The following is a 24,599-nucleotide window of genomic DNA, read 5'->3' as shown; positions in this document are numbered from 1 at the left end:
GGTGCATACAGCAGCTAGCGCCACTTGTCTGTGGGTGCCTTCTCCGGCACCTTCTCCCGGAACACCTAGTGTCCTTGCCGGGGAGGAAGTGAGGTCAGGGAGGAGGTGGGGGCCGTGTCCAAGCCGCATGGCAAGCACGCCAAAGTCCGCAGGGGCAAGGGAACGGCCCGGAAGGTGAGCGCGCTTCTCAACTCAAGCGCTCGCCTGATCCGGGCCGTCAGTGTCCTTGTGGATGCCCTCGGTAGGTGGTTCAGCTGAGCCTCCTACCTCGGGGAGCCAACCGGTGTCCGCCGGGTGGCTCCCCTTCATTGTGCCTGTCGGCCTGCCTGTCTGGCAAGCATGGTGGGGAGTCTGGCTTCAGGCTGCGGCGTTGAGGGCTTGTCGCATGGCGTTGTCGGGTGGTGCGGTGTAGCGCTGGGTGGTGGCGACGCTGGTGTGGCCGAGGAGGCGTTGGACGGCGAGGATGTCGCGGTCGGCGGCGTAGGCGGTGGTGGCGAAGCGGTGGCGCAGTGTGTGCAGGCTCCATCCGGGTGGGAGGACTCGGCTGGCCAGGCGGGCGGCCCATCGGGGTGTGATGTGTCCGCCGTCGCGTGAGGGGAAGGCCCAGCCCTCGGGGCTGGTGGCGCACATGGTGCGGATGAGGGCGGTCAGCTCGTCGGTCAGGGGGATGAGGCGGTCGCGGCCTCCCTTGGCGTGCACCACGAGGCTGGTGGCGGTCAGGTCGTCGATGAGGTCGCGGATGTTGACCTGGACGATCTCGCTGCGGCGCAGGCCGGCGGCGCCGGCCAGGGTCAGGATGGCGCGGGTGCGCTCGTCGGCGTCGGCCAGGGCACGGCGGTAGACGGTCTCTGGGGTCGGCCTGGGTGGTGGGACGGGGCGGGAGATCGGTGGCAGCGCGTCGGCCGGGCTGGGGCGCAGCTCGATCGCGGCGTAGAGCAGGCGGATGGAGACGTAGTAGGCGTGGCGGGTCTCGGGCTGCCAGTGCTGGGCTCCGGCCCAGGTGAGCAGCTGGTCGCTGGTGACCTGGTCGGGGGGGAGTGTAGGCCAGGGCGCGTGCGAGCTGGCGGATGTGGCGCAGGCGCGTGGCGATGGTGGTCTCGCGTCGTCCCGCGGCGCGCAGGACGGTCTCGAAGCGGGCGACGGCGTCGGCCCAGGCGGTGGGTACCGGCAGGGTGCAGGGGCTGGTGTCCATGGGAGTGGATCGTGGTCGCCTGGTACGGGTACGCGAGAACGCCAGCGTTCGGCGAAACGCCGGCGTTCTATTTCCTGGTCAGCAGGGCGCTGTGCGGTGGCGGCTAGAGGGTGTGGCCCTGGTGTGTGGTCGGCGGGTCGTGGCGACGGGCGGCTCCGGTTGTGCGGTGCTGGGTGCCTGACGGTGCGAGATGGTGCTGTCAGTGAGATGGCGTGTGCGGTCGAGCTTCGCGGCGCGTTCGGCGACGTCGGCAGCGATGTACTGGTCTCGGGGCAGGAGCACGCGAGGCGGGTAGGTCCGTTCGAGGAGGTCAATGATCTGGTCGGCACTGGTGTAGCCGGCGATCCGGTACAGGAGGACGGCGTCTTCGATGTCCTTGTCCGTGCGGCCGGCGTGGACCTTCATAGCGAGCAGGTACTCGGGCGAGGGTACCTGCACGAGGAGGCTGTCGGTCTCGAGGACGGTGCGGGCGTCGGCGTCGGTGCTGGGCATGAAGCCCTTGGCGGCGTCATTGAGCCAGTCCTCCTCGAGTCCGTTCTCGGCGCCGATCTTCTCGGCGAGCTCGCGGACGATGAGGCTGGGCTGGAAGGCGGCGTCGAGGTCTCGGGTGGAGCGGGCCCGGTCGTAGGCAAGGGCCATTGCGGCCCCGCCTACGATGAAGAGCTGGGCGCTGGCCTGCCGTTGGGCGAGACGGCCGGAGAGCTCGTGCAGCAGTTGAGTGATTCTGGCCGCGTCGAGCTGCGGGCCACGGTCGCTCATGCGCGCTCCAGCCCGCGTGGGGTGATGTAGATGCCCCGCTGGCGGAAGGCCGGAGGGCTCGTGCGGCGGGCTTCGTCGCGTTCCCACGCAATGACGTCGGGGTACCAGCCGGTGGTGACTCGCCAGGGCTGACCGGCCCAGGTGGGCGCTTCCCACCCGTCGCGTTCGGCCAGGTGCTCGGCCAGGGCCGCGAAGGCGGCGTCCACCTCGATGGCGCCGGTGGGGGCGGGTTCGTCGTCGAAGAACCTCGCGCCCAGGCGGATGCCTCCGCGTCGGACGGTGGAGGCGTAGTCGTCCAGGGCCTGGATGATGCCGAAGCGCCAGACGTCTGTGAGGCTTGCTCCTCGGCGCAGGAGCATGGCGCCGTCGGCCGCTTCGCCGGCGGCTGTGTGGAGGAGACGGTGGTCGTCGGGCTTGGTCGGCCCCTGGGAGGAGGGTTCGGCCTGGGCCTGCTCGACGAGTTCACCGATGCTCAGCACGATGCCCTTGAAAGCCATGGGATCCTCCTTGCCTGTCGTCGTGGTCTGATAATGCTGCCTCTAGTGTCGCCCAGGCGCGGGGGTGAGAGCCAGGGGGCACGCTATCGATGACGACCACGTCTGACGTTACTGCGGCGTTCATTCGAGGGCGCGTGGTCGGCCGGTGGGGATCTGGCCGGCTGGGATGGGGGCGTAGGGGGCGCCGTCGTTGCGTGCCTGCTCGGTGGCCTCGACCTGGTCCATGATCAGCTCGACGATCCAGGCGTTGAGGCTGGGGCAGTGGCCCCCGTGGGCGAGGTCGTTGATCCAGGCGGCCCGGATGCGGCCGAGGTCGTGCTCGTCGAGGCGCAGCGTCATCTTCTTGACGGTGGTGGTGCGACGGGCTGTCGGTCTGCCAGCGTTCGGCTGAACGCTGGCGTTGGTCGCAACGCCAGCGTTGTTCCTAACGCTGGCGTTGAGGTTGGCGGGGTCGGGGCCGGTGGCCTTGGGGATGGGTGGGGTCGGGCGGCGGCGGGGTTGGGGCTTCATCGGGTCTCCTGGGTCAGGTGGCGGGCGACGGCGTCGAGGGCGAGCACGTAGTCGCGTCCCTCCTGGCGGGGGACGGGGACGCGGTTGGTGGCGGACGTGCTGGTCGTGTGCTGCGACGGGCTGACCGGGTTCCCCGGGGCGATGGAGGCGACCTGGCCGCAGGCCACCGTCCAGACCTGCGTGGTGCACCATCCGGGCCGCCACAAGGCTCGTGTCCCACAAGGACCGCAAAGCCGTGTGCGCCGCGCTGCGGCCGGTCTACCAGGCCGCCAACGAGGAGGCCGCCACAAAGGCCCTGGCTGCCTTCGAGGCCAGCGAGCTCGGCCAGCGCCACCCGGCGGCTCTCAGGACCCTCACCGACGCCTGGGAGCGTTTCACGCCGTTCCTGGCGTTCGCCGATGCTGCGCCGGGTCATCTGCACCACCAACAGTATCGAGTCGCTGAGCTACCAGCTGCGCAAGGTGTCGAAGAACCGGGGCCGGCTCCCCTCCGACGCCGCCGCCATCAAGCTGCTGTGGCTGGCCATCCGCAGCATTGAGGACAAGCGCGCCAGACAGCGCGAGAAGGGACAGGAACCTACCCGCCAGCACACGCAAGGCCAAGGGCCGGCTCGTGGAGGGAGCGGTGGCCACCACCTGGAAACAACCCCTCCAGCAACTGGCCCTGGCCTACCCGGAACGAATCAACCCCCCACCTATGACACAAACCACTTACACAAACACATCGACAGGCTCGCGTGATGGCCGCGGCGATGGCGCCGGCCTGGCCGGTGGCCACGGCGGCCAGCACGTCGTTGAGGGTGCGGGTGTCGTCGTCGACCTCGACGTCCAGGGTGCTGGTGGCGTTAGCCTGGGGGTCGGCGTCGACGACGAGGACCCGCTGGCCAGCGGCTGTGAGACGGGCAGCGAGGTTGACGGTCGTCGACGTCTTGCCGACCCCGCCCTTCCATCGACGACAACCGCTGAGAAAGGAGCGCCATGTCCAACAACCACACCTTCACCGAGGCCGAGCAGGCCTACTACGACCAGCTCGATGAGGACGTCACCGCCGGACGGATCCCCATCATCGGTCGCGGCACGCCTCGTGGCGGCTCACGCATCAGCGACGACGAGCTCGACGCCATCCTCCAAGGGCGCCCCAACCTCGGACACGACCACGCCACCGGACGCGGCCGCTCGCCCCGCCGACAGGTCCGCCTGCCCGAGCACACCAACAATGCCCTCGACGCGTACTCCGCCAAGCACAACACCACTGCCAGCGCCGTCATCCGCGACGCCCTCGAGGCCTACCTCTCTAGGCGCACCACCCCCGGAGCCTGACCGCCGCCGACCCCGCAGCCCATACACCAGACGTCCAAGGTCAAACTCCACCCACACCAACACCCACAAAGCCGCCACACACCAACGAAAACCAGAACCCACACCAACACGAACTGTCGTATAAGCCGGAATCGCCTTCATCCGGCCAAAACAAAGCCCGGTATCTCAGCGACTTTTCGCCTGGATACCGGGCTTTTCTGGTAGCGGGGACAGGATTCGAACCTGCGACCTCCGGGTTATGAGCCCGGCGAGCTACCGAACTGCTCCACCCCGCGTCGGTGAGGCCTACTGTAGGCCGCCCCGGCAGGCGAACTCAAACAGATTGGCCGTGCCCTTGCTCACCCGCGTGTGAGCCAGGAGGCTCCGGCCCCTCAACAGGCGGGTCAGGCGAAGCACGTGCCGGTCGCGCACCTGGAGGCCGGCCCGGCCCCTCAGTAGGCGCGTCGGGCTGCCGGGCCAACCTCAGACGGGCGAGCCCAAGACTGGCACGGGGTGCCGGCCCGGACTCCCCGCCCGGCCCGTCACCCCGTGCCCTCAGCCCGCGTTCTCAGCCTTGGCTGTTGATCTGCTTCTGGGCGGCGACCGCCCGGTTGATGGCCTCGTTCAGCCGTGTCTGGGCATCACCGTAGGCCGCCCAGTCACCGGCTGTGAGAGCGGCGTCCGCGTCCGCCAGCGCCGTCTGGGCGTCCGCCAGCGCCGCGTTGAGGTCGGCCTGCGGGTTCCCGGAGCCGGGGGCCGCCGGGGTGGCCGGGGCGGCCGGGGTGGCCGGGGTGGCCGTGGACGAGGGGGCGGGCACCGGGTCGGTGGCCGCACCCGTCGCAGAGGCGCCCGCACCGTCGCCCTGCTCCAGAGTCTCGGAGGTGTCATTGGCGGCAGCGGCATCGCCGTCGACCGCCTCCTCACCCGTGGTGGCGCCCGAGTCCCCACCGAAGACCTGGTCCAGCGCCTCGGAGAGCGTGTCCGCGAAGCCGACCTGGTCGCCGAAGTAGACCAGGACCTTGCGCAGCAGCGGGTACTTCGTGTCCGAGGAGGACTGGACGTACACGGGCTGCACGTACAGCAGGCCCCCGCCCACGGGCAGGGTGAGCAGGTTGCCCTTGATGACCTCAGAGCCCTGCTGGCTCAGCAGGTTGAGGACCTGAGAGACGGCAGCGTTGGAGTCGAAGTTGTTCTGCACCTGACCGGGCCCGGCAACGTTCGACGAGCGCGGCAGCTCCAGCAGGCGGATCCGCCCGTAGTTCGGGTTGCGCACACCCGACTGCCCCGAGGAGGTCTCGGAGTCGACGGCCATGAAGCCCGTGAGCACGTTGCGGTCGGTGTTACCGCCGATGATGTAGACGCTGGACAGGGAGAAGGAGGCCGAGTCCTGGTCCGGCATCTGCAACGTGAGGTAGTACGGGTCCTGCGTGTCCTCACGGGAGGTCGTCGGGTCGTCCGGGACCTTCCAGAAGTCACCGCCGGAGTAGAACTCGTTGGCGTCGGTCACGTGGTAGCTCGCCATGATGGTGCGCTGGACCTTGAACAGGTCCTCCGGGTATCGCATGTGCGACATGAGGTCGGCGCTCATCTCACTCATGGGGGTCACCGAGCCGGGGAAGATGGCCTCCCAGGCGGAGAGCACCGGGTCGTCCTCGTCCCACTCGTAAAGGGTGACGGAGCCGTCGTAGGCGTCAACGACCGCCTTGACGGAGTTGCGCACGTAGTTGGACTCGGCGGGCGCACCCAGCAGGAGGGGCCCGCCGTTGGGCGAGGCCATAACGGTCTCGAGGGACTCGTGCTGCGAGTACGGATAGTTGTTCGTCGTCGTATAGCCGTCCAGGACCCACACGACCCGCTTGGGGGTGGTCGGGTCGTCGTCGTGGTCGACAACGGCCGGGTAGGGGTTGCCGTCAAGAGTCAGCCAGGGGGCTATCTTGCGCACACGCGCGGCGGGGTCGCGCTCGTAGAGGATCTGCGAGCCGTCGCGCACCTCGGTGGAGAACAGGATGTTCATCTCCTGGAACCTGACCGCGTACAGCAGGCGGTTCCAGGGGTTGGAGACATCGGGCCCGCCGTTGCCGGCGAAGGTCGTGTTGACCTGGCCGGAGGCGGAGGCGTCGTCCGGGTAGTCGAGCTCGCGCGGGTTGCCGCCGTCGTCGCCACCAACAATGGAGTACGACGGCGAGGCCTGGCCGAAGTAGATGCGCGGCTCGTACTCACCCAGGTCACCGGTCGAGGGGATGCCACCCTCCCAGAAGGAGGGGTAGCCACCTGAGGCGACCGTGTTGCCGTAGGCGGTGACAACGCCGTAGCCGTGCGTGTACACGGTGTGCTCGTTGATCCAGGTGCGCTGGCTGGCGTCGAGCCCGTCGAAGTTGAGCTCGCGCACGGCGATGACCGTGTCCCGGCTGGCGCCGTCGATCATGTAGCGGTCGACGTTGAGCGAGCCGGCGAAGGAGTAGTACTGCTTGTTCTGCTGCAGCTGGCGGAAGGTCGGTGAGACGAGGTTCGGGTCCAGCAGGCGGATCGACGTCGTCGACTCGGCGTCCTCCTTGAGCTGGCCCGCCTGGGCGGTGGTGGCCGCGTCGTAGGACGTGACCTTGATGCCCTCCAGCCCGTAGGCGGCCAGGGTCGCCCTGATGTTGCGGTCGATGTAGGTGGACTCCTGACGCTGGGCATTGGGGTCGACGACGAAGCGCTGGATGACGAGCGGGTAGCCGGTGCCGATGAGCAGGGCGGAGACGACCATGACGACGACGCCCGTCACCGGCAGGCGCCACGAGCTCGAGCGCACCGACAGCAGGAACATCACGGCGATGACCGCGCTGATGGCTGCCAGGATCGCGTCGGCCGGGATTGAGGCGTGCACGGCCGTATAGCCGGCGCCGTCGAACTTCGTGCCGGAGGCGTACAGGGCCTCGTAGCGGTTGAGCCAGTAGCCGGCGCCGCGCAGCAGGGCGTACAGGGCGAGGAAGACGGCCAGGTGGACGCGGGCGGGCCGGGTGAAGTGCGGGCTGCGGGCCACGGAGATGCCGCCGTAGAGGTAGTGGACCGCGACACTGGCGATCGCGGAGAAGACGACAATCCCTCGCAGGTAGGAGACCGCGACGGTCAGCGCCGGCAGGATGAAGACGTAGAAGGAGACGTCGTGGCCGAACTCGGGGTCGCTCACGCCGAAGGGCTGGGAGTTGACCGCGAGCAGCACCTCACGCCAGTGGGGGGCGAGCTCCCAGGCGGAGGAGAACAGGGCCAGCACGGCGGGCACCACCCACATGAGCGGCCGGCGCAGCGGCTCGACCGCCGTGCGGTAGGCCTCAAGGTTGCGGGCGGCCTCGTCCCGGGGCAGGTCGATCTCCCGGGTGCGGTAGGCCGAGCGCATCGCCCAGCTCACGGCGCCGAACGTCAGCAGGAAGCCGACGGCGAAGAGCACGCCCGCCGCAATCCACTGGGTCCACAGGACCCTGGCGAAGCCGAGCTGGTTGAACCACAGGACCTCGGTCCAGGTGCGTGAGAGGAATCCGATGGCGAGGGCGGCCGCCGCCAGGATGATGACGGTCCAGGCCAGGGGGCCGGGACGGAATGAGGGGGCCTCCACGGGGCGGGTGGGGCGCCCACCGCCACCGGAGGAGCCCGAGCCCGCCGGACGGGCGGCGCGACCGCCTGCGGCACCGGCGCCCGCGGCACCGAGACCGAAGAGGACAGCCGGGTCGAAGCCGAGCATCGACGCCGGGGAGAAGCTCTCGTCGTCGGGCCCGGCGGCCTCCACGGCCTCCTCCTCGGGCTCGTCGTCCTTGCGGCCACTGCGGCCGTCATCGCCCCGGGAGCTGTCGCCCTGGGAGGCGCGGTCAGAGCCTCGGTCCGAGGACGAGGCCCTGCGGCCGGCGCCGTCGGGCTGGAAGAAACCGCCACGGACCCGGTCCTCGCGGCTCAGGGACTCGGACCCGGAGGGTCCGGACTCGTCGTCGGGCTTGTCGGGGGACTCGTCGTCGGGCCTCATGCTCACAGGAACACTCCGTCGTCTCGGCAGCATCAGCACCGCGTAGCGGCGCGTGGTCCCCCGGTGCACCAGGGGTCTGGGTGTGCCCATCGTCCCATGCCGCCGTCGCCGTGGCCAAAGCCGTCCGCCCCTGGCGCACACTCACCGGGCCGGTGCCGACCTGCCCGAACGCACCTAGGCTGCGCCCATGCCCTCCTCCCAGCCCAGCACCCGCATGAGTCCCCAGCAGACCTCCCTCGCCCGCACCGTCGTCGAGGTCGAGTCCCACGTCGCGCAGCGGGGCTGGGACGCCCCGGTTGGCGTCTTCGCGCTCGTGCGCACCGCCGCGGCGCTCGAGCAGGACCCGTCCCTGGCCTCCCTGCTCGACGCCGCCGCCCTCGCCGAGTCCCAGGCGGACCCGACGGCGCTGACCGTCATCGAGCAGGAGGACCTGCCGGCGTCGGCGAATCTCGAGCAGCTCCTCGGCCAGCTGGCCTGGCCGGAGACGGTTGACGGCGTCGTGCTGAGCGTGGAGCAGATGACCGTGCCCCTTGAGGCGCAGGAGCGGGCGGCGGCGATCGCGGACGCGGAGCAGCGCCTGGCCGTCATGCGCCAGGACCCCGGCACGAACGACGTGCGCATGGTCGTGGGCGTCCTGCGCACGGGCGAGTCCTGGTGCGCGGTGCGCGGGCGGCGCCAGGACGACGATGCCAATGTCACCCAGGGCGAGGCGATCATCCCCGGGCTTATCGAGGCGCTGCGCAGCACCCTGGACTGAGCCGGTCGGCCCGCACTCCCCCGGCCCACCCAGGCCGTCGTCACTCCTCCGCGGGACCGTCCTCCTCCGTGGGACCGTCCTCCTCCGTGGGACCGTCCTCCTCGGAGGGCGCGTCCTGGCGTGTGTCGGCGTCGCGCACGCCCTCGGCGTAGCCGAGCGTGCCCTCAAGCAGGGAGGCCAGGTCCGCGTCGATCTCGGAGTCCATGTCCGCGGCCGCCCGGCGCATCGTGAGGAAGTCATCGGGGCTGGCGAGTTCGGCCGCCGTCGGCATGACGTCGGGGTGGAGCCAGAAGGCGTCACGCTCGGCGTCCCCGGCCTGCACCCCCAACCGTTCCCACAGGCGCGCGGCCTCACGCACGAGCCGCGGCCGGAACTGCAGGCCGATGAGACGCGCAAAGACCTGCTCGGCCGCACCTCCGGCCAGGCGACGACGGCGCAGCATCTCCTGCAGTGCCGCGGCCCGCGGCAGGTGCGGGGCGGTGGCGCGCGCGGTGACGACCTCCACCCAGCCCTCCACGAGCGCCAGCAGCGTCTCCAGGCTCTCCAGGGCGGCGCGCTGCGCCGGGCTGTCCTGGGACGCGAACATGCCGGACTCAAGGGCCGTGCGGATCGCCTCCGGGTCGGAGGGGTCCACCTGCGCGACCGCCTCCTCAACGGCCTCGGTGTCGATGCGGATCTCCCTCGCGTAGGCCTCGAGCGCCCCCAGGACCTGGCCGCGCAGCCAGGGCACGTGGGCGTACAGGCGTGCGGTGGCCGCCTCGCGCACCGCCAGGAAGAGCCTGACCTGCTCCTCGTCCGCCACGAGGCCGTCAGCGAAGTCCGCCACGCCCGCGGGCACGAGGGCGGTCCCCGGCTCCGTGGTCAGGGGCAGACCGACATCCGTGGCGGACAGGGCCTCGGCGGCGAGCTGCCCGACGGCGTGGCCGAGCTGCATGCCAAAGGCCGTGCCCGCCATTGAGCGCATGATGCCGCCGAGCGCGCCGACCTGGCGGACGACGGCCTCGTCCTCAGCTGTCGCGTCCAGCTGCTCGACCTGGTGCTGGAGGGCGTCGGTCAGCGCGCTGGTGGCGGCCTCGGCGACCGGGGCGCAGACCTCCTGCCAGGTGGCGAGGGTGCGCTCGACCCACTGCTGGCGTGTCCATGCCTCGCGGGGCCCCGGCGCGGGCATGAGATCGGTGACGGAGTCGAGCCACAGATCCGCCACGCGCAGCGCGCCCCGCGTGGTCTCGGCGACGGCGGCCGTCACCACCGGGTCACCCTGGGCGCCGGCGGTGCGCAGCGCGAGGTCCTTGCCCATCGTCCAGTTGACGGTCTCGTTGGCAGAGGCGGCCATCATCTGCTGCATCTGCGCCTGCAGGGCCATCATCTGGCCGGGGCTCACCTGCGACAGGTCCGGCAAGGCGCCCGAGCGCACCAGGTCCTCGGGGCTGACTCCTGAGGCGCGCAACGCGCCGACGGCGTCGCCGGCGACCTCAGCACCGAACAGGGAGGCGAGCACCTGCTCGATCTGGTCGAAGGGGTCGGGGGCGGAATCGCTGCTCATCAGTGTCCTTCCTGGTGGTGCCGACGGGGCGCGACGCGTCCCACCGGGGTCAGGGCAACAGCCTGCCATGGGTTCCTGGAAGTATCTGAACATGGGCCATGAGCAGGCTGGGGCCGACATGCTGTTGCGGCGCGTTCCCAGACCGGTGCCCCATGATGGGGCCGTGACCGACCTGCTGCCCACTGACAACCCCGACGGCCCCAGCGGCCCCAGTGACCCCAGTGGTCCTGACGGCCCCGGTGGCCCTGAGCGTCCCGACGCGCCCCCGCCCAACCCCCTGCCGTCACCGGCGGCTAGCGCCACCTCCCGGCGTCGCCGCCTCTGGCGGGCCGCGCGCATCGCCCTGCCCGTGCTGCTGGCCGTCGCGGTCGTCGTCGCGGCAGCGACCGTCCCGGTCGACTACGTCATCGAGAGCCCCGGGCCAACCTGGAACGTCCTCGGCACGGTTGACCAGGACGGTTCCGGCGGCGCGGACGCCGCGCAGGTCATCACCGTCAGCGGCGCTCAGACCTACCCCGCTGAGGGCGCCCTGCGCATGACAACGGTCGCCGTGCGGGGCTGCCCCGGCTACCCCGTCACACTCCTCGACGTGCTGGGGGCATGGTTCGACACGAACGAGAGCGTTATCGACCGCGAGCTCGTGTGCCCGGAGACGATGAGCGCCGAGGAGGTTGAGGAGGCCAACCAGTCGCTCATGAACTCCTCCCAGTCCACCGCCGTCGTCGCCGCCCTCCTCGAGGCGGGACTGGCCGACACCGTCGTCCTGGAGATCCGGGGCGTGACCGACGCCCAGGCGGGGGCGGGGTTCGTCCCGGGTGACGTCCTCACAGCCCTGACTGTTGACGGCGAGCGCACCGAGATCACCGGCTACCCCCAGCTGCGCGCCCTCATGACGACGCTTGCCCCCGGGACCCGTGTCACCGTCACCGTCGAGCGCGACGGCACCCCGACCGACGTCGCGCTCACGACGCTCTCACCGCAGGAGGTCGGGGCTCCCGAGGACACGGAGGGCTCCTTGCTCGGGATCACGCTCACCGTGCGGGTGGACTCCGACGTCGACGCCCAGTTCGGCCTGGAGGCGGTGGGAGGCCCGAGTGCGGGCTCGATGTTTGCCCTGGGCATCATCGACGCGCTCACGCCCGGCAGCCTCACCGGCGGGCAGGACATCGCCGGCACGGGCACGATCTCGACGGACGGCAGTATCGGGCCGATTGGCGGGATCCAGCAGAAGATGGCGGGGGCGGCGCAGGCCGGCTCCTCCTGGTTCCTGGCCCCGGTGGACAACTGCTCCGAAGTTGTCGGCCATGAGCCCGAGGGCATGACGGTGGTGGCCGTGTCCACCTTGCACGAGGCGGTCGAGGCCGTCGAGGCCATCGCCTCCGGGCAGACCGACGCGCTGCCCTCCTGCCAGGCCGCCAACTGAGACAAGGGGCGGGCACGCCGTCGGCCCCTCCCCCGCGAGTTATCCACAGGCGGTCGCCTTGCCCTGGCAGACAGCGGCCCCGGGTGGGACGCTCCTTGTGCATGGCCCGACGACGGGCCCGGCCACAGGAGACGCCATGAGCGTGAGGTTGCGAGGTGGGGCGAGCGTGCTGCGGCGCGCCGACGGCGAGGTCCAGGTGGGTGCGGAGCCCGGCCGCGCGCCCGTGCTCACTGGGCTCAGTGAGGATGACACCGCCATGCTGGTCCAGCTCGGCGAGCAGGCCCACAGCGCCAGGCGCCGGGCCCGCCGCAAACAGGTGGGGCCCGCGCGGACTCGCGAGCTCTACGCCGAGCTCTCGCGCCACGGGGTCCTGGCCGACGACGCCGCCCCCACGGACCCGGACCTGCTGCACTGGGAGGCGCACGGCGTTGACGCCCGCGAGCGCGCGCGGCGGCTGTCTCGCAGTGCCGTCCTCGTGCGTGGTCAGGGCCCCATCGCCTCCCGTCTGGCGGCGCTGCTGGCCTCGGTGGGGCTCGGTGCGGTGCGGCCCTTCGGACAGGCCGGTGACGTGGGCGGGTTGCCCATGGGCGTCACGCCCGCCCTGGCGGTGACCGTGGACGACTACACCCTCCACCCGCTCTCGGCGCGGGCGGTGGCCCAGTCCGGGCTGGTGCATCTGCCGGTGGTGGTGCGTCCCTTGTCGGTGCGTGTGGGGCCCGCGCTGGGGCCCGAGCGCTTGCTGTGCGCGACCTGCCTGGCGCTGCACGAGACGGATGCGGACCCCGCCTGGCCGCTGCTGACCGTGCAGTCCCTGCTACTGCCCGCCGCCCCGATGGAGGGTCTGCTTGTGGAGCAGGCTGCCGTCCTGGCGGCACGCGCGGTGCTCGACTGCCTGGGGGATGCACCGTGGCGCTGGCAGGCCACCAGTGTCGACATCGGCGTGGACGAGCCGCTGGGCCTGGTGCGCCGGTGGGAGCCTCACCCGCAGTGCCTGTGCGGTCAGCTCCTGGCGGGCACGCAGGCGGACACGCCCGCCACCTGCGTGTCTGAGCAGCTCAAGCCCCCGAGCAGCTCAAGCTCCTGACCAACTCAAGCCCCTGAGCCGGCCGCCCCGTGGGCGGACACGAGCCTGAGGATGTCCGCGCCGTACTCCTTGAGCTTGACGGCCCCGACCCCGTGCACCGCGGACAGCTGGGGCAGCGTCGTCGGCTTGATGATGGCGATCGACTGCAAGGTGACGTCCGGGAAGACGGTGTAGGCCGGGTGGCTGCGCTCTTTGGCGACACCGGCCCGCCACTGCCGCAGAGCCTCGAAGAGCGCGACCGTGCCCGCGTCATTGTCCTCAAGGAACTCCTCCATCGCCTGGCGGCGCGAGGCCTTCGATGAGGAGGACTGCCTGCGGCGCGTGTCCTTGGCCTCCTCGGGAGAGGGCCAGGACGAGGCCAGGAAGCGGGTGGGTCGGCGCGAGGCCCGGCCGCCGGCGTGACGGGCGCGCGCATAGGACAGGACCAGGTGCTCACGGGCCCGGGTCACGGCCACGTACAGCAGTCGCTTCTCCTCCTCGATCGCCTCGGGGCCCTCAGCGAGGCTGATGGGCAGCAGCCCGTCACTGGTGCCGATGATGAGGACGGCGTCCCACTCCAAGCCCTTGGCCGCGTGGATGGTGGACAGGGTGACGCCGTCGTAGGTGGGGGCGTTCTGGGCCTCGGCCCGCTCCTCCAGCTCCCGGGCGAGCTCGGCCAGGCCGGCTCCGCGCACCTGGGCGAGCTGATCGCCCAGCTCGACGATGGCGTTGAGGGAGTCCCAGCGCTCGCGCACGGCACCACGCTGGGCCGGCGGTGCCTCGGACCATCCTTCGCGTGCCAGCACCGCGCGCACGTCCACGCTCAGGTCCCCGCTCAGGTTCGCGGTCTCGGTGCGGGCGGCCCCGCGCAGCAGGACCATCGCGCGCCTGACCTCCGGCCGCTGGAAGAAGCGCGTGCCCCCGCGCACAAGCACGCCGATGCCCGCCTGGGCCAGCGCCTGCTCCAGCACCTCCGACTGTGCCGTTGTGCGGTACAGGACGGCGATCTCGCTCAACGGGACCCCGGCCGCAGCCAGGCGCTGGACGTGGGCGACAACACCGGCGGCCTCGGCCTCGTCGTCGTCGTAGGTGTCGAAGCGCACGGCGGGGCCGCTGGGCCGTTGGGCGACGAGCTCGACCGCCCCGGATGGCAGGCTCCGCCCGCCCCTGCCCGCCAGGACCGTGTTCGCCAGGGACACGACCTGCGGGGTCGAGCGGTAGTCGCGGCTCAGACGCACCGTGCGCGCGCCGGAGAACTCCTGAGTGAAGCCCGTGAGGTAGGCGGGGCTGGCGCCGGTGAAGGAGTAGATCGTCTGGGACACGTCCCCGACGACGCACAGCTGGCGCCGCTGCGGACCCAGCCACAGCTGCAGCAGACGGTGCTGCAGCGGCGAGACGTCCTGGTACTCGTCGACGACGAAATGCTTGTACTGCCCGCGCACCTGGGCGGCGATGTCCGAGCGCGAGCGCAGGATCCCGACCATGGACAGCAGGACGTCCTCGAAGTCCATGACGTCGCGCTCGGTCTTGGCCGACTCGTAGGCCTCGTAGAGGCGGGCGACCTCTTCCGCCGCGAGCCCGCCGGGAGTCTCGCGGCGCAGCCGGCGCACACGCTCGGAGTAGTCCTCCGGCCGGAGCATCTGGACCTTGGCCCACTCGACCTCGGCGGACAGGTCGCGCACGAGCGCGCGGTCTGAGGGCAGGCCCACACGCCGGGCGGCGGTGGCGACGAGGCCGGCCTTGTGCTCGACGAGTTCCGGGCGCCGGCCGCCGACGGCCACCGGGTAGAAGTAGTCGAGTTGGCGCAGGGCCGCGGAGTGGAAGGTGCGGGCCTGCGCCCCGCTCACTCCGAGGTCGCGCAGGCGCGAGCGCATCTCCCCGGCGGCGCGCGCGGTGAAGGTGACGGCCAGGACCTGGGTGGGTTCGTAGGCGCCCGTGGCGACGCCGTGGGCGATGCGGTAGGTGATGGCCCGGGTCTTGCCCGTGCCCGCACCGGCGAGCACGCACATGGGGCCCTCAAGGTGCTCAGCGACCTCCCGCTGGTCCGGGTCGAGGGCGGCCAGCAGTTCCTGGGGGCTGCGCAGGGTGGGTGCGGAGGAGGTCTTCATCGGCACCAGCCTGCCACGGGCCTGTGACACGAATTCACAGCCGGGGTGGCCGCCGTCGGACAGCAGCCGGAACCGGGGCGGTCGCCGTCGGGACGCACGACCCACTCACCGCCCAAGGGGGCCGCCGAACCAGTCCTCGATGAGCCGACGGGCGATCGAGGCCGCCCCCGGCAGGACAAGTCGGCCGCTGTCCACCGCCGCAGCCAGCTCGGCGCGTGAGAGCACGCGGACGTCGGTGACCTCCGTGCCGTCGGGGCGCGCCGCGCTCTGTCCGGGCTCGAGCCAGGCCCGGTAGCCCAGCATGAGCGAACGCGGGAAGGGCCACGGCTGGGTGGCGACCTGCTCCACACGAGAGACCCTGAGCCCCGTCTCCTCGGCGACCTCACGCACCACGGCCGCCTCGGCGGACTCCCCCGCCTCAATGAAGCCGGCGATGGTCGAGTAGCGCCCCGCCTCCCAGGTTGAGCCGTGGACGAGGATGATCCTGTCCTGCTCGTCGGTCACGGACATGATGACGGCCGGGTCCGTGCGGGGAAAGGACATACGCCCGCAGCCCGTGCAGCGCTGCGCCCAGCCGGCCTCGGCCTGCACGGTGCGCGCCCCGCAGGCGGGGCAGTAGTGGTGCGAGGCGTGCCATGCGGCCAGGGCGACCGCGGGCGTGGTGAGGCTGAGGGCGCAGGCACTGAGATCGGCGCCCACCGCGCGCAGGGCGGACAGGGGGAAGCGGGCGAGCAGCGAGTCGAGGTCCACGTGGGGGTGGGCGGCGCCCTCGGCGTCCGGGGGCTCCGTGGTCTCGTCGGGGACGACGACGGCGAGCCAGGAGGTGGCGTCCGACTCTTGCCGCCCCAGGTAGTAGGTCTCCAGGCCGGTGAGGTCGAGGTCTGCGGCGGTGACGGGGGCGAGCTCGAGCACCTGCCCGGCGGACCGGCCGTGGGTCGGTGTCAGCCCGTCCTGGGGTAGGTCCGCGCCCTGGCCGGGGGCGTCGAGGCTCACGCGTCCGCGGGCGTCGACGACGACGAGCCGGGTGGAGGGGTCCTCGGCGAGCGCCTGGAGCAGTCCGGGGCGAGCGCGCCTGGCGGCGTCACGGTCGAGGAGTGCGGCGGTCATAACGAACAGCCTATGTGTCACGATCCCGGCTTATTGCCCCGGTTCGTGACAGGCTCTGCCCGTGACGTACCTGGACCATGCGGCCACGACCCCGCTCCACCCCGCTGTCGCCGACCAGCTGGCCCGCGACCTCGCCGTCCTTCCGGAGGCGGGCAACCCCTCCTCCCAGCACGCCGCCGGGCGTCGTGCCGGCGCCCTGCTCAGCGAGGCCCGCGCCCGCCTCGCCCGCGCCCTGGGCGTGGACACCCACGAGGTCCTGTTCACCTCCGGCGGGACGGAGGCGGACGCGCTCGTCGTGGCCGGCAGGGCGCTCGCGGCACGGCGCGCCGGCACGGAGCACCCGGGGCTCGTCGTCTCCGCCGTCGAGCACCCGGCGGTGCTCGACACCGCCCGACGCGCCGAGGAGATGCTCGGGGCGCGACTGACGGTCCTGGGCGTCGACGCCGCGGGCCGGGTAAGTGCCGAGGCGCTGTCCGCAGCGGTCGAGCCGGGAACGACGGCCCTCGTGAGCGTCATGGCGGCGAACAACGAGACGGGTGCCGTCGAGGACCTCGCCGGGCTGGTCGCCGCGGTCCGCGCGCACACAGGCACCGCCCGTCCCGGTGAGCCCGGCTGGGTGGCGGTGCACGCGGACGCGGTCGCCGCCGTCGGGCGGGTGGCCGTGGATGTCCACAACTGGGGGCTGGACGCCGTGAGCCTGAGCGGCCACAAGCTGGGCGCGCCGGTGGGCACCGGTGCGCTCGTGCTGCGCCGTGAGGTGACGCTCGTGGCACCGACCGGCGGGGGTCTGCAGGAGCGCGGGACCCGCTCGGGCACGCAGGACGTCGTCGGGGCGCGCGCCCTGGCGCTGGCCGTCGAGCTGGCCGTGGCCGAGCGGCAGGAGGAGGCGGTGCGGTTGGAGGCCCTGCGCTCGCGGCTGCTGGCGGGGGCAACGGTGCTGGAGGGCGTGCACGCGACGCTTCCCGACGACGCCGCCCACCTGCCGGGCACGGCCCACCTGTGGGTGGAGGACACCGACGCCGAGGCCCTGCTCATGGCGCTGGATTTGGCGGGGGTGGAGGCCTCAGCGGGCTCGGCCTGCCATGCGGGGGTGTTCCAGCCCAGCGAGGTGGTGCTGGCGATGGGGCTGGGCGAGGAGGCGGCGCGCGCACCTCTGCGCCTGTCGATGGGGCGCACGACGACCGTGGAGGACATTGACCGGTTTCTTGCGGTGCTGCCCGGCGCCGTCGATACGGCTCGGCGCGCCCGCCGGGGAAGCAGCAGGTACGCGTAGCCGGACCGACGCGACGAGTCCCGTGCGGGAGACCATGCACCGGTGACCGCGGTCCCCGGGGAGGTCATGGGCACCATGGGGACCAGGTGGTGACTGCCCGGGTACCAGTGGTTGCCGAGCGCGCGGGCGTCTGGTTACGGTCGTGTGGCGGGCGCCCTGACCCGTGAGGCTTGTCACTGTGACTGAGGAGTGCTGATGTCCGCTGGCTGGTTGTCTGGTCCGACGCTTCCGGTGGCACCTGGCGGCCGTGGGGCGTCATGGTCCGCAGCGGAGGAGGCGTCGGCGGGGGCTCTCGTGCGGGTGCCGCCGGAGGGCTGGGAGCGGGCACGGGACCGGCTGAGCGGTTGGTTGGGGCGCCGCCCACGCGTGGTGCGGGTGCTGGCTCGGGTGGCGCAGGTCAGTCAGGTGGCGTCCGTGGTGCTGCTGGGGGTGGCGCTGCTGGTCATCGAGGGGCTTGCCGAGGCGCTGGTGCCGGCGGTGAGCCTGTTGGCGGGGCTGGGTGTGCTGGTGCTGGTGGCGCGTACGCGTACGGTCAGGCTGCGGTCCTTGACGGTGCTGCTGAGCGTGAGCACGGTGTGGGCACTGCTCGTCGCGTTGTTCACGGCGGGTGTGGGCCGGCTCGTGGGGCTGACGACGTCCGACGACGGGGCGCCCATCGCCCTGGCGGCGTTCATCGAGGAGCCGGGCAAGCTGCTCATCCTGCTCGTGCCGGCGCTGGTGGCGCCGGGACGTATGCGACGTCTGGCGGCCAGCGACTGGATGCTGCTGGGGTATGCGGCGGGGGCCGGTTTCACGGTGGCGGAGGACTTCGCCCGGCGCATCAGCATGACGGCGATCTCGCCGTGGCTGTCGCTGCTGGCCGAGCTGCTGGGGACGGGGACGAGCTACTCGCTCAACCCATTGACCTCGGGGTCCTTCCAGACCGGCGTCACCGTGCCGTGGACGGGTGAGTGGGGGCAGGTGATGGTGGTGGGCCACCAGGTGTCGACGATGCTGGTGGCCTCGACGGTCGGGCTGGGGATGTGGGCGTGGCGTCACGCCGGGCACCGGGGTGCGGGTGCGGTGACGCCGTGGTGGCGGCTGGTGGCGGTGGGCGGCCCGGCGGCGGCGCTGGCCTGGGCGGTGATGGATCACGCGGCCTACAACGCGACGGTGGCCTCAGCGGGGTGGACGCAGAAGGAGGGGCTGCTGCTGGGGGTGGTCAAGCTCGTGTGGCTGGCGGGCGGTATGGGGCGCGGGCAGGTGGTCCTGGCGGTGGTGGCGCTGGGGGCGTGCCTGGTGGTGGACGCGCACCGCCGCCTGCTGGCAGGCCCGTTGGGAACCCTGGGGGAGGGTGTGGGGGTGGTGCCCGAGCTGAGCGGGCTCGCCGCCCCGTGGCGGGCGCCGGTGCGCGCGGTGGTGGCGCTGGGGGTGCTCACCTGGGCGGACCTGACCGTGACCGCGGCCGGGTACGCGCAGCCGGGCCTGACACGCCGGGCGCGTATGCGTGCGGGGCGGCGTACGGGGCGGCTGGTGATGGAGGTGCGTCGTCAGGCCATGGGCGTGACGGTGCCGGGGGCGGAGCCGGCTGCGCGCCGTCGGTGGGCGCTGGCCGCCCTGGCGATAGCGGTGGTGGTGGCGCTGGTGTGCCTGGGCGTGGGCGGGGCGCTCGGCCGGGTCATCGGCCCGGACGTCATCGACGCGGATGACGCACTGTTCTTCGCGGGCCTGCTGGACTCGCTGGCGTCCTGGTGGGACTCGCTGGGACTGGGCGGCCAGATCCTGCTCACGGCCCTGGGGGTTGTCGCCCTGATGAGCCTGGGGGCCTCCGGGGCGCTGGCGCTGGGCGCCTTCGGGGTGTTCGCGTGGGCGGCTGAGCACGGTCACGGGGTGGCCGACTTCATGCGCGACCCGCGCCAGGCGACCATCGACTACCTGCGCACCGTCACCCTCGGCCAGCTCCTGTGGGACGTGCTCGACTTCGCCACCACCTTCATTCCCGGCTCGGCCCTCGGCCTGGGCGCCCGCAGCGCCGCGCGCTCGCTGGAAGCCACCGTCGCCCTGCGCCGCAACGTCGACGACCTGGTTGAGCTGAGCAGCCTCTTCGAGCAGCGCAGCGTGCTCACCGCAGCGCGCAACGACGCCGTGGACCGCCTGCGCTCCCTCCTGCCCGAGGGCACCACCATGAGAGACTTCAACCAGAGGAACTACAAAAACACACTGCGCAACCTGCATGACGCCGGGTACAGGAGCTACGACCTGGACCGGTTGCGTCAGGCCGCTCGTACCGTCCATCAGGCCCGTCCTCGGGTGACGCGGGCGGCTGAGGTCGCCGGTGAGGTCGGGGGTGTGCAGGACCTGACCCGCCGCGGCTACGAGATCCCCGACGCCTTCCGCCCCCAGGGCCTGGCCGGAAAACCCACCGGACCGCGGCGGGTGGACATGCTGGCGGTGTCCTCGGACGGCACGAGCATCCACGTCCCTGAGCTCAAGGGCGGCACCAGCCGCCTGAACACGGGTTCCGTGCCCACGACCTTCGAAGGCGACGCGCTCCAGGGCACTCCCGCCTACGTGCGCGACCACCTGTTGACCGACCCGCGTGTCATCGAACTCTTCCGCGACAACCCCGGCATCTGGCACGGTGTGCGCAGCGGCAGGATCGCCGTGACCAGCGAGGTCATCTCCACCCCCAACCCGTTCACCGTCCTCCACTCCCACCCCATCGACGTTGACCTGGCCTCGTATCCCCAGATCATCGCCGCCATCGAGGACAAGATCGCCGCCCTAGGACCGCCCTGACCCCAGGGCACCATCCCCCCCGCACACACCTGTACCACAGCCTGAAGGAGAACCGCTTATGAAGATGGAGACTCTGCCCGTTGAGACCGCGGTCGAGTGGATCACCGCGTGGACCGACCTGGAGTGGCCCGTGTCCTGGCAGACCGCTTTCGCTATCCGAGACCGGCTCGGGTGGATCGCGGAGTCGGAGGACGGCCGGTTTTTCAGGACGGTGCTGACACCCCCAGGAAAGGAGGGTGAGGGGGTGATAGGAGCCCGGGACGACCACGAGTTCGATGGTGTCGTGTTTCTGCTGGCGACGCCCGTGATCCGAGGCATGAAGGACGAGACGACGGCGCCGACGACATGGGCGGCCTACGAGTCCTACGTGACCGCCTTGACGAAGATATTTGGCGAACCACGAGAAGTTCGTCGGCATTCTGGTAGCAATAAAGAGGATCGCGAGTCGACGTGGTACCTCCCGAATGGCTCGTCGTTCTCGCTGGGCGCACAATCCGGCATTATCGAGGTCTCAATCCTCTCGCCTGAGGATACGTGGGCGGACCTGGAGTCCCAGCGTCTGGAGGAGAAGTACGGCCCGGACTGGGAGGAGCAGTTCGAGTGAGCCGGCATGAGTGCTGCCTGCGTGAGGAGAACCGCTTATGAAGATGGAGACTCTGCCCGTTGAGACCGCGGTCGAGTGGGTGACCGCGTGGACCGACCTGGAGTGGCCCGTGTCCTGGGAGACCACCTTCGCCATCCGAGACCGGCTCGGGTGGATCGCGGAGTCGCAGGACGGCCGGTACTTCAGGACGGTGCTGACACCCCCAGGAAAGGAGGGTGAGGGCGTGATAGGAGCTCGGGACGACCACGAGTTCGATGGTGTCGTGTTTCTGCTGGCGACGCCCGTGATCCGAGGCATGAAGGACGAGACTACGGCGCCGACGACATGGGCGGCCTACGAGTCCTACGTGACCGCCTTGACGAAGATATTTGGCGAACCACGAGAAGTTCGTCGGCATTCTGGTAGCAATAAAGAGGATCGCGAGTCGACATGGTACCTCCCGAATGATTCATCGTTCTCGCTGGGAGCCCAATCCGGCATTATCGAGGTCTCAATCCTCTCGCCTGAGGATACGTGGGCGGACCTAGAGTCCCAGCGCCTGGAGGAGAAGTACGGCCCCAACTGGGAGGAACAGTTCGAGTGAGCCGGCATGAGTGCTGCCTGCGTGAGGAGAACCGCTTATGAAGATGGAGACTCTGCCCGTTGAGACCGCGGTCGAGTGGATCACCGCGTGGACCAACCTCACCTGGCCCGTGTCCTGGGACACCGCATTCGCCATACGAGACCAGCTCGGGTGGACCCCATACTCAGAAGACGGAATGCTGTTCACCACCGTGCTGACACCTCCCGGGGAGAAGCATGGCGGCTATATGACAGACCGGGACGATTCCGAGTTCAACGGAGTGACGTTCCCGCTGGCGACGCGGATCGTCCGGGGAATGAAGGATAAACTGACCGCGCCAACGACATGGGCGGCCTACAAGTCCTACGTGACCGCCTTGACGAAGACATTCGGCGCCCCTCGACACGATCGAAGGAATGTCGGCGCCGACAACGAACACCGCCAATCCACATGGTATTTGGAAAACGGTTCATCATTCAGCCTAACGGCAATGTCGGGCATCATCTCCGTATACATCAATTCCCCAGAATCGACCTATGCGGACCTGGAGTCTCAGCGACTGGAGGAGAAGTACGGCCCGGACTGGGAGGAGCTCATTAACTGACCTGCCCCCACCCACCGAACGACTGGAGCTGACATGAAGATGGAGACTCTGCCCGTCGAGACGGCGGTCGAGTGGGTCACCGCCTGGACCAACCTCACGTGGCCCGTGTCCTGGGAGACCGCTTTCGCTATCAGGGATAGGCTCGGGTGGATCGCGGAGTCGCAGGACGGCCGGTTTTTCAGGACGGTGCTGACGCTGCCCGGGAAGGAGGGTGAGGGGGTGATAGGAGCCCGGGACGACCACGAGTTCGACGGTGTCGTGTTTCTGCTGGCAACACTCGTGACCCGAGACCTGAAGGACAAGACAACAGCGCCGACGACATGGGCGGCCTACGAGTCCTACGTGACCGCCTTGATAAATATTTTTGGCGAGCCAAGGACAACCGTTAACCGTCGGGGCGCAAGCAACGAGTACCGCCAGTGCAAGTGGTACCTTTCGAATGGCTCGTCGTTCTCGTTGGGTGCCCAATCCGGCATTATCGAGGTCTCGATCAACTCGCCTGAGGATACGTGGGTGGACCTAGAGTATCAGCGCCTGGAGGAGAAGTACGGCCCCAACTGGGAGGAACAGTTCGAGTGAGCCGACATGAGTGCCGGCTGCGTAAGGAGAGAATCTGATATGAAGATGGAGACCCTGCCCGTTGAGACCGCGGTCGAGTGGGTCACCGCCTGGACCGACCTGGAGTGGCCCGTGTCCTGGGAGACCGCCTTCGCCGTCCGAGACCAGCTCGGATGGATCCCATACTCAGAAGACGGAATGCTGTTCACTACCGTGCTGACGCCTCCCGGGGAGAAGCATGGCGGCTATATGACAGACCGGGACGATTCCGAGTTCAACGGAGTGGAGTTCCCGCTGGCGACGAGGGTCATCAAAGGTTTCAAGGATGAACTGACCGCGCCGACGACATGGGCGGCCTACGAGTCCTACGTGACCGCCTTGATAAATATTTTTGGCGAGCCAAGGACAACCGTTAACCGTCGGGGCGCAGGCAACGAGTACCGCCAGTGCGAGTGGTACCTCCCGAATAGCTCGTCGTTCTCGCTAGGCGCCCAATCCGGAGTTATCGAGGTCTCGATCAACTCGCCTGAGGATACGTGGGTGGACCTAGAGTATCAGCGGATGGAGGAGAAGTACGGTCCGGACTGGGAGGAGCAGTTCGAGTGAGCCGGCATGAGTGCATGAGTGCCGGCTGCGTAAGGAGAGAATCTGGTATGAAAATGGAGACCCTGCCCGTCGAGACCGCGGTCGAGTGGATTACCGCGTGGACCAACTTGAAGTGGCCCGTGTCCTGGGAAGCCGCCTGCACCTTCCGCGGCGGTAGGCTGCACCCGCCGACTGGGGTCTCGTCGTAGAAGAATCAGCAGGAGGGGATATGCGCGTTCTGGCTGCTCTGTCCGGGGGAGTCGACTCCGCTGTGGCGGCCGCGCGCGCTTGTGACGCCGGCCACGACGTCGTCGGGGTGCACATGGCCCTGACCCGCAACCGCGCCGCGACGCGCTCGGGCTCCCGCGGCTGCTGCTCCATCGAGGACGCGGCTGACGCCCGCTGGGCCGCCGAGATCCTCGGGATTCCCTTTTACGTGTGGGACCTGTCGGAGGAGTTCGAGGACCGGGTGGTCGCCGACTTCCTTAGCGAGTACCGGGCGGGCCGCACCCCCAACCCGTGCGTGCGCTGCAACGAGCGAGTGAAGTTCGACGCCCTGCTCGAGCGGGGCCTGGCGATGGGCTTCGACGCGGTGGCGACGGGCCACTACGCGCGCCTGTCGGGGGGTGCGGCCGCCGGCCGGCCGGGCGACCTCTCGGAGCTGGCCCTCTCACGCGCGGCCGACCGGGCCAAGGACCAGTCCTACGTGCTCGCGGTCTCCGGCCGCACGGGGCTGAGCCGGGCGCTGTTCCCGCTCGGTGACGCGCCCTCCAAGGCGGCGGTGCGAGCCGAGGCCCAGGCCCGGGGCCTGCCGGTGGCGGACAAGCCGGACTCCTACGACATCTGCTTCGTTGCCGACGGCGACACCCGAGGCTTCCTGCAGCGCTCGCTGGGCGTGCAGCAGGGGGCGCTCGTCTCCCCCGACGGCGAGGCCCTGGGGTCGCACGAGGGGTACTTCGGCTTCACGGTGGGCCAGCGCCGAGGCCTGGGCCTGACCCGCCCGGCCCCGGACGGCCGCCCCCGCTACGTCATCGAGACGCGTCCGGCCACCAACGAGGTTGTCGTCGGCCCCGAGGAGCTGCTCACCCGCCGGGCCGTGGATGCCGACGGCCTCGTCCTGCTGGCCTCACCCGAGCCCCTCGACGACGACCGCGAGGGCTGGGCCGACGTGAGCGTGCAGGTGCGCGCCCACGGTCGCGCCGTACCGGCTGACGTCGTCGTCGATGCGCAGGCCGGGACCTTGCGCGCTGAGCTGCACGAGGGGCTGCGCGCCCTGGCGGCGGGCCAGTCCGCCGTCGTCTACGGCGGGGCCGACGGCGAACGGGTGCTCGCCCAGGCCACCGTGCGCTGAACGGCGCACGGCGACCTGAGTCGGCTCACC

Annotated in this window: 21 protein-coding genes, 1 tRNA gene and 2 pseudogenes; 13 read left to right on the top strand and 11 right to left on the bottom strand. The window is 70.5% G+C overall.

From position 1 onward, the window contains the following. Positions 1-357: 357 nt before the first annotated feature. The 5 genes from ID810_RS12390 to ID810_RS12780 all read right to left on the bottom strand — a co-directional run bounded on the left by ID810_RS12390 (position 358) and on the right by ID810_RS12780 (position 3,125). Positions 358-828, bottom strand: a complete 471-nt coding sequence (locus tag ID810_RS12390; protein WP_342355787.1) for a tyrosine-type recombinase/integrase — start codon at positions 826-828, stop codon at positions 358-360. 442 nt (positions 829-1,270) lie between these two features. Then, the gene (locus tag ID810_RS12385; protein WP_243856503.1) at positions 1,271-1,951 is read right to left on the bottom strand and encodes a DUF6036 family nucleotidyltransferase; all 681 of its coding nucleotides are present in this window, start codon (positions 1,949-1,951) and stop codon (positions 1,271-1,273) included. Further along, positions 1,948-2,448: a hypothetical protein gene (locus tag ID810_RS03445; protein WP_166855147.1), complete on the bottom strand. Its 501-nt coding sequence runs from the start codon at positions 2,446-2,448 to the stop codon at positions 1,948-1,950. Before ID810_RS03445 ends, ID810_RS12385 begins: the two co-directional genes overlap by 4 nt. A 120-nt stretch (positions 2,449-2,568) precedes the next feature. Then, complete coding sequence (locus ID810_RS03440; RefSeq protein WP_166855148.1) at positions 2,569-2,958, bottom strand: hypothetical protein; 390 nt, start codon at positions 2,956-2,958, stop codon at positions 2,569-2,571. After that, positions 2,955-3,125, bottom strand: coding sequence for a hypothetical protein (locus tag ID810_RS12780; RefSeq protein WP_166855113.1), 171 nt, complete (start codon positions 3,123-3,125; stop codon positions 2,955-2,957). Before ID810_RS12780 ends, ID810_RS03440 begins: the two co-directional genes overlap by 4 nt. Between ID810_RS12780 and ID810_RS12380 the strand changes: the two are divergent. Then, a pseudogene (locus tag ID810_RS12380) lies at positions 3,100-3,496 on the top strand (transposase). The gene ID810_RS12780 and the pseudogene ID810_RS12380 sit on opposite strands and share 26 nt — an antisense overlap. Positions 3,497-3,534: 38 nt before the next feature. On the opposite strand, the pseudogene ID810_RS12635 reads toward ID810_RS12380, so the two are convergent. Next, positions 3,535-3,861 (bottom strand): annotated as a pseudogene (locus ID810_RS12635) (ParA family protein); the annotation flags it as partial. Between the two features lie 74 nt (positions 3,862-3,935). On the opposite strand from ID810_RS12635, the gene ID810_RS03420 reads away from it, so the two are divergent. Then, positions 3,936-4,277: a ribbon-helix-helix domain-containing protein gene (locus ID810_RS03420; protein ID WP_166855150.1), complete on the top strand. Its 342-nt coding sequence runs from the start codon at positions 3,936-3,938 to the stop codon at positions 4,275-4,277. Positions 4,278-4,475: 198 nt separating this feature from the next. Here ID810_RS03420 and ID810_RS03415 read toward each other — a convergent pair. Together ID810_RS03415 and ID810_RS03410 are read right to left on the bottom strand one after the other, a co-directional pair. Continuing rightward, positions 4,476-4,552, bottom strand: a tRNA-Met gene (locus tag ID810_RS03415). A gap of 272 nt (positions 4,553-4,824) precedes the next feature. Continuing rightward, positions 4,825-8,259, bottom strand: a complete 3,435-nt coding sequence (locus ID810_RS03410) for a UPF0182 family membrane protein (protein WP_243856505.1) — start codon at positions 8,257-8,259, stop codon at positions 4,825-4,827. A gap of 181 nt (positions 8,260-8,440) precedes the next feature. Here ID810_RS03410 and ID810_RS03405 point away from each other — a divergent pair, with 181 nt between their 5' ends. After that, positions 8,441-9,010, top strand: coding sequence for a PPA1309 family protein (locus tag ID810_RS03405; RefSeq protein ID WP_166855151.1), 570 nt, complete (start codon positions 8,441-8,443; stop codon positions 9,008-9,010). Between the two features lie 40 nt (positions 9,011-9,050). On the opposite strand, the gene ID810_RS03400 is transcribed toward ID810_RS03405, so the two are convergent. Further along, the gene (locus tag ID810_RS03400; RefSeq protein WP_166855152.1) at positions 9,051-10,553 is read right to left on the bottom strand and encodes a zinc-dependent metalloprotease; all 1,503 of its coding nucleotides are present in this window, start codon (positions 10,551-10,553) and stop codon (positions 9,051-9,053) included. 163 nt (positions 10,554-10,716) lie between these two features. Between ID810_RS03400 and ID810_RS03395 the strand changes: the two genes are divergently transcribed. Both ID810_RS03395 and ID810_RS03390 read left to right on the top strand, forming a co-directional pair. Continuing rightward, on the top strand, positions 10,717-11,976 hold the full coding sequence (locus tag ID810_RS03395; RefSeq protein ID WP_243856507.1) for a YlbL family protein: 1,260 nt from the start codon (positions 10,717-10,719) through the stop codon (positions 11,974-11,976). A 136-nt stretch (positions 11,977-12,112) separates the two neighbouring features. Then, complete coding sequence (locus ID810_RS03390) at positions 12,113-13,060, top strand: thiamine biosynthesis protein ThiF (protein ID WP_166855153.1); 948 nt, start codon at positions 12,113-12,115, stop codon at positions 13,058-13,060. 5 nt (positions 13,061-13,065) lie between these two features. Here the strand turns inward: ID810_RS03390 and ID810_RS03385 are convergent, their stop codons facing one another. Together ID810_RS03385 and nudC are read right to left on the bottom strand one after the other, a co-directional pair. Continuing rightward, positions 13,066-15,147 (bottom strand): ATP-dependent DNA helicase UvrD2, encoded by a 2,082-nt coding sequence (locus ID810_RS03385; protein ID WP_166855154.1) that lies wholly within the window; start codon positions 15,145-15,147, stop codon positions 13,066-13,068. Positions 15,148-15,252: 105 nt separating this feature from the next. Beyond that, a complete protein-coding gene (nudC, locus tag ID810_RS03380; protein ID WP_188232572.1) occupies positions 15,253-16,254 on the bottom strand; it encodes an NAD(+) diphosphatase in 1,002 nt (333 codons plus the stop codon). Between the two features lie 55 nt (positions 16,255-16,309). Between nudC and ID810_RS03375 the strand changes: the two genes are divergently transcribed. The 8 genes from ID810_RS03375 to mnmA all read left to right on the top strand — a co-directional run bounded on the left by ID810_RS03375 (position 16,310) and on the right by mnmA (position 24,569). Next, a complete protein-coding gene (locus ID810_RS03375) occupies positions 16,310-17,527 on the top strand; it encodes a cysteine desulfurase family protein (protein ID WP_166855352.1) in 1,218 nt (405 codons plus the stop codon). Positions 17,528-17,932: 405 nt separating this feature from the next. After that, entirely contained in the window at positions 17,933-20,305 is a 2,373-nt protein-coding gene (locus ID810_RS03370; protein ID WP_166855155.1) for a protease PrsW, read from the top strand. A 58-nt stretch (positions 20,306-20,363) separates the two neighbouring features. Beyond that, positions 20,364-20,909, top strand: coding sequence for a DUF6301 family protein (locus ID810_RS03365; RefSeq protein ID WP_166855156.1), 546 nt, complete (start codon positions 20,364-20,366; stop codon positions 20,907-20,909). 37 nt (positions 20,910-20,946) lie between these two features. Continuing rightward, entirely contained in the window at positions 20,947-21,492 is a 546-nt protein-coding gene (locus tag ID810_RS03360; protein WP_166855157.1) for a DUF6301 family protein, read from the top strand. Between the two features lie 37 nt (positions 21,493-21,529). Next, on the top strand, positions 21,530-22,075 hold the full coding sequence (locus ID810_RS03355; RefSeq protein ID WP_166855158.1) for a DUF6301 family protein: 546 nt from the start codon (positions 21,530-21,532) through the stop codon (positions 22,073-22,075). A 33-nt stretch (positions 22,076-22,108) separates the two neighbouring features. Further along, on the top strand, positions 22,109-22,654 hold the full coding sequence (locus ID810_RS03350; RefSeq protein ID WP_166855159.1) for a DUF6301 family protein: 546 nt from the start codon (positions 22,109-22,111) through the stop codon (positions 22,652-22,654). A 39-nt stretch (positions 22,655-22,693) separates the two neighbouring features. Continuing rightward, on the top strand, positions 22,694-23,239 hold the full coding sequence (locus ID810_RS03345; RefSeq protein ID WP_166855160.1) for a DUF6301 family protein: 546 nt from the start codon (positions 22,694-22,696) through the stop codon (positions 23,237-23,239). A gap of 208 nt (positions 23,240-23,447) precedes the next feature. Further along, positions 23,448-24,569, top strand: a complete 1,122-nt coding sequence (mnmA, locus tag ID810_RS03340; protein ID WP_166855161.1) for a tRNA 2-thiouridine(34) synthase MnmA — start codon at positions 23,448-23,450, stop codon at positions 24,567-24,569. Positions 24,570-24,599: the final 30 nt, after the last annotated feature.

This window comes from Actinomyces respiraculi (assembly GCF_014595995.2).
Taxonomy (GTDB): Bacteria; Actinomycetota; Actinomycetes; order Actinomycetales; family Actinomycetaceae; genus Actinomyces; species Actinomyces respiraculi.
Note: the sequence above shows the minus strand (reverse complement) of the source record. Positions and strands in the feature narration are given on the sequence as shown.

Excerpts from the sequence above, each read along its gene's own strand:
- ID810_RS03440 (WP_166855148.1), bottom strand. The coding sequence starts at position 2,958 with ATGAAGCCCCAACCCCGCCGCCGCCCGACCCCACCCATCCCCAAGGCC.
- ID810_RS03350 (WP_166855159.1), top strand. The coding sequence starts at position 22,109 with ATGAAGATGGAGACTCTGCCCGTCGAGACGGCGGTCGAGTGGGTCACC.
- ID810_RS03355 (WP_166855158.1), top strand. The coding sequence starts at position 21,530 with ATGAAGATGGAGACTCTGCCCGTTGAGACCGCGGTCGAGTGGATCACC.
- nudC (WP_188232572.1), bottom strand. The coding sequence starts at position 16,254 with ATGACCGCCGCACTCCTCGACCGTGACGCCGCCAGGCGCGCTCGCCCC.
- ID810_RS03385 (WP_166855154.1), bottom strand. The coding sequence starts at position 15,147 with ATGAAGACCTCCTCCGCACCCACCCTGCGCAGCCCCCAGGAACTGCTG.
- ID810_RS03445 (WP_166855147.1), bottom strand. The coding sequence starts at position 2,448 with ATGGCTTTCAAGGGCATCGTGCTGAGCATCGGTGAACTCGTCGAGCAG.
- ID810_RS03360 (WP_166855157.1), top strand. The coding sequence starts at position 20,947 with ATGAAGATGGAGACTCTGCCCGTTGAGACCGCGGTCGAGTGGGTGACC.
- ID810_RS03365 (WP_166855156.1), top strand. The coding sequence starts at position 20,364 with ATGAAGATGGAGACTCTGCCCGTTGAGACCGCGGTCGAGTGGATCACC.
- ID810_RS03405 (WP_166855151.1), top strand. The coding sequence starts at position 8,441 with ATGCCCTCCTCCCAGCCCAGCACCCGCATGAGTCCCCAGCAGACCTCC.
- ID810_RS12385 (WP_243856503.1), bottom strand. The coding sequence starts at position 1,951 with ATGAGCGACCGTGGCCCGCAGCTCGACGCGGCCAGAATCACTCAACTG.
- ID810_RS03400 (WP_166855152.1), bottom strand. The coding sequence starts at position 10,553 with ATGAGCAGCGATTCCGCCCCCGACCCCTTCGACCAGATCGAGCAGGTG.
- ID810_RS03345 (WP_166855160.1), top strand. The coding sequence starts at position 22,694 with ATGAAGATGGAGACCCTGCCCGTTGAGACCGCGGTCGAGTGGGTCACC.
- ID810_RS03420 (WP_166855150.1), top strand. The coding sequence starts at position 3,936 with ATGTCCAACAACCACACCTTCACCGAGGCCGAGCAGGCCTACTACGAC.
- ID810_RS03390 (WP_166855153.1), top strand. The coding sequence starts at position 12,113 with ATGAGCGTGAGGTTGCGAGGTGGGGCGAGCGTGCTGCGGCGCGCCGAC.
- mnmA (WP_166855161.1), top strand. The coding sequence starts at position 23,448 with ATGCGCGTTCTGGCTGCTCTGTCCGGGGGAGTCGACTCCGCTGTGGCG.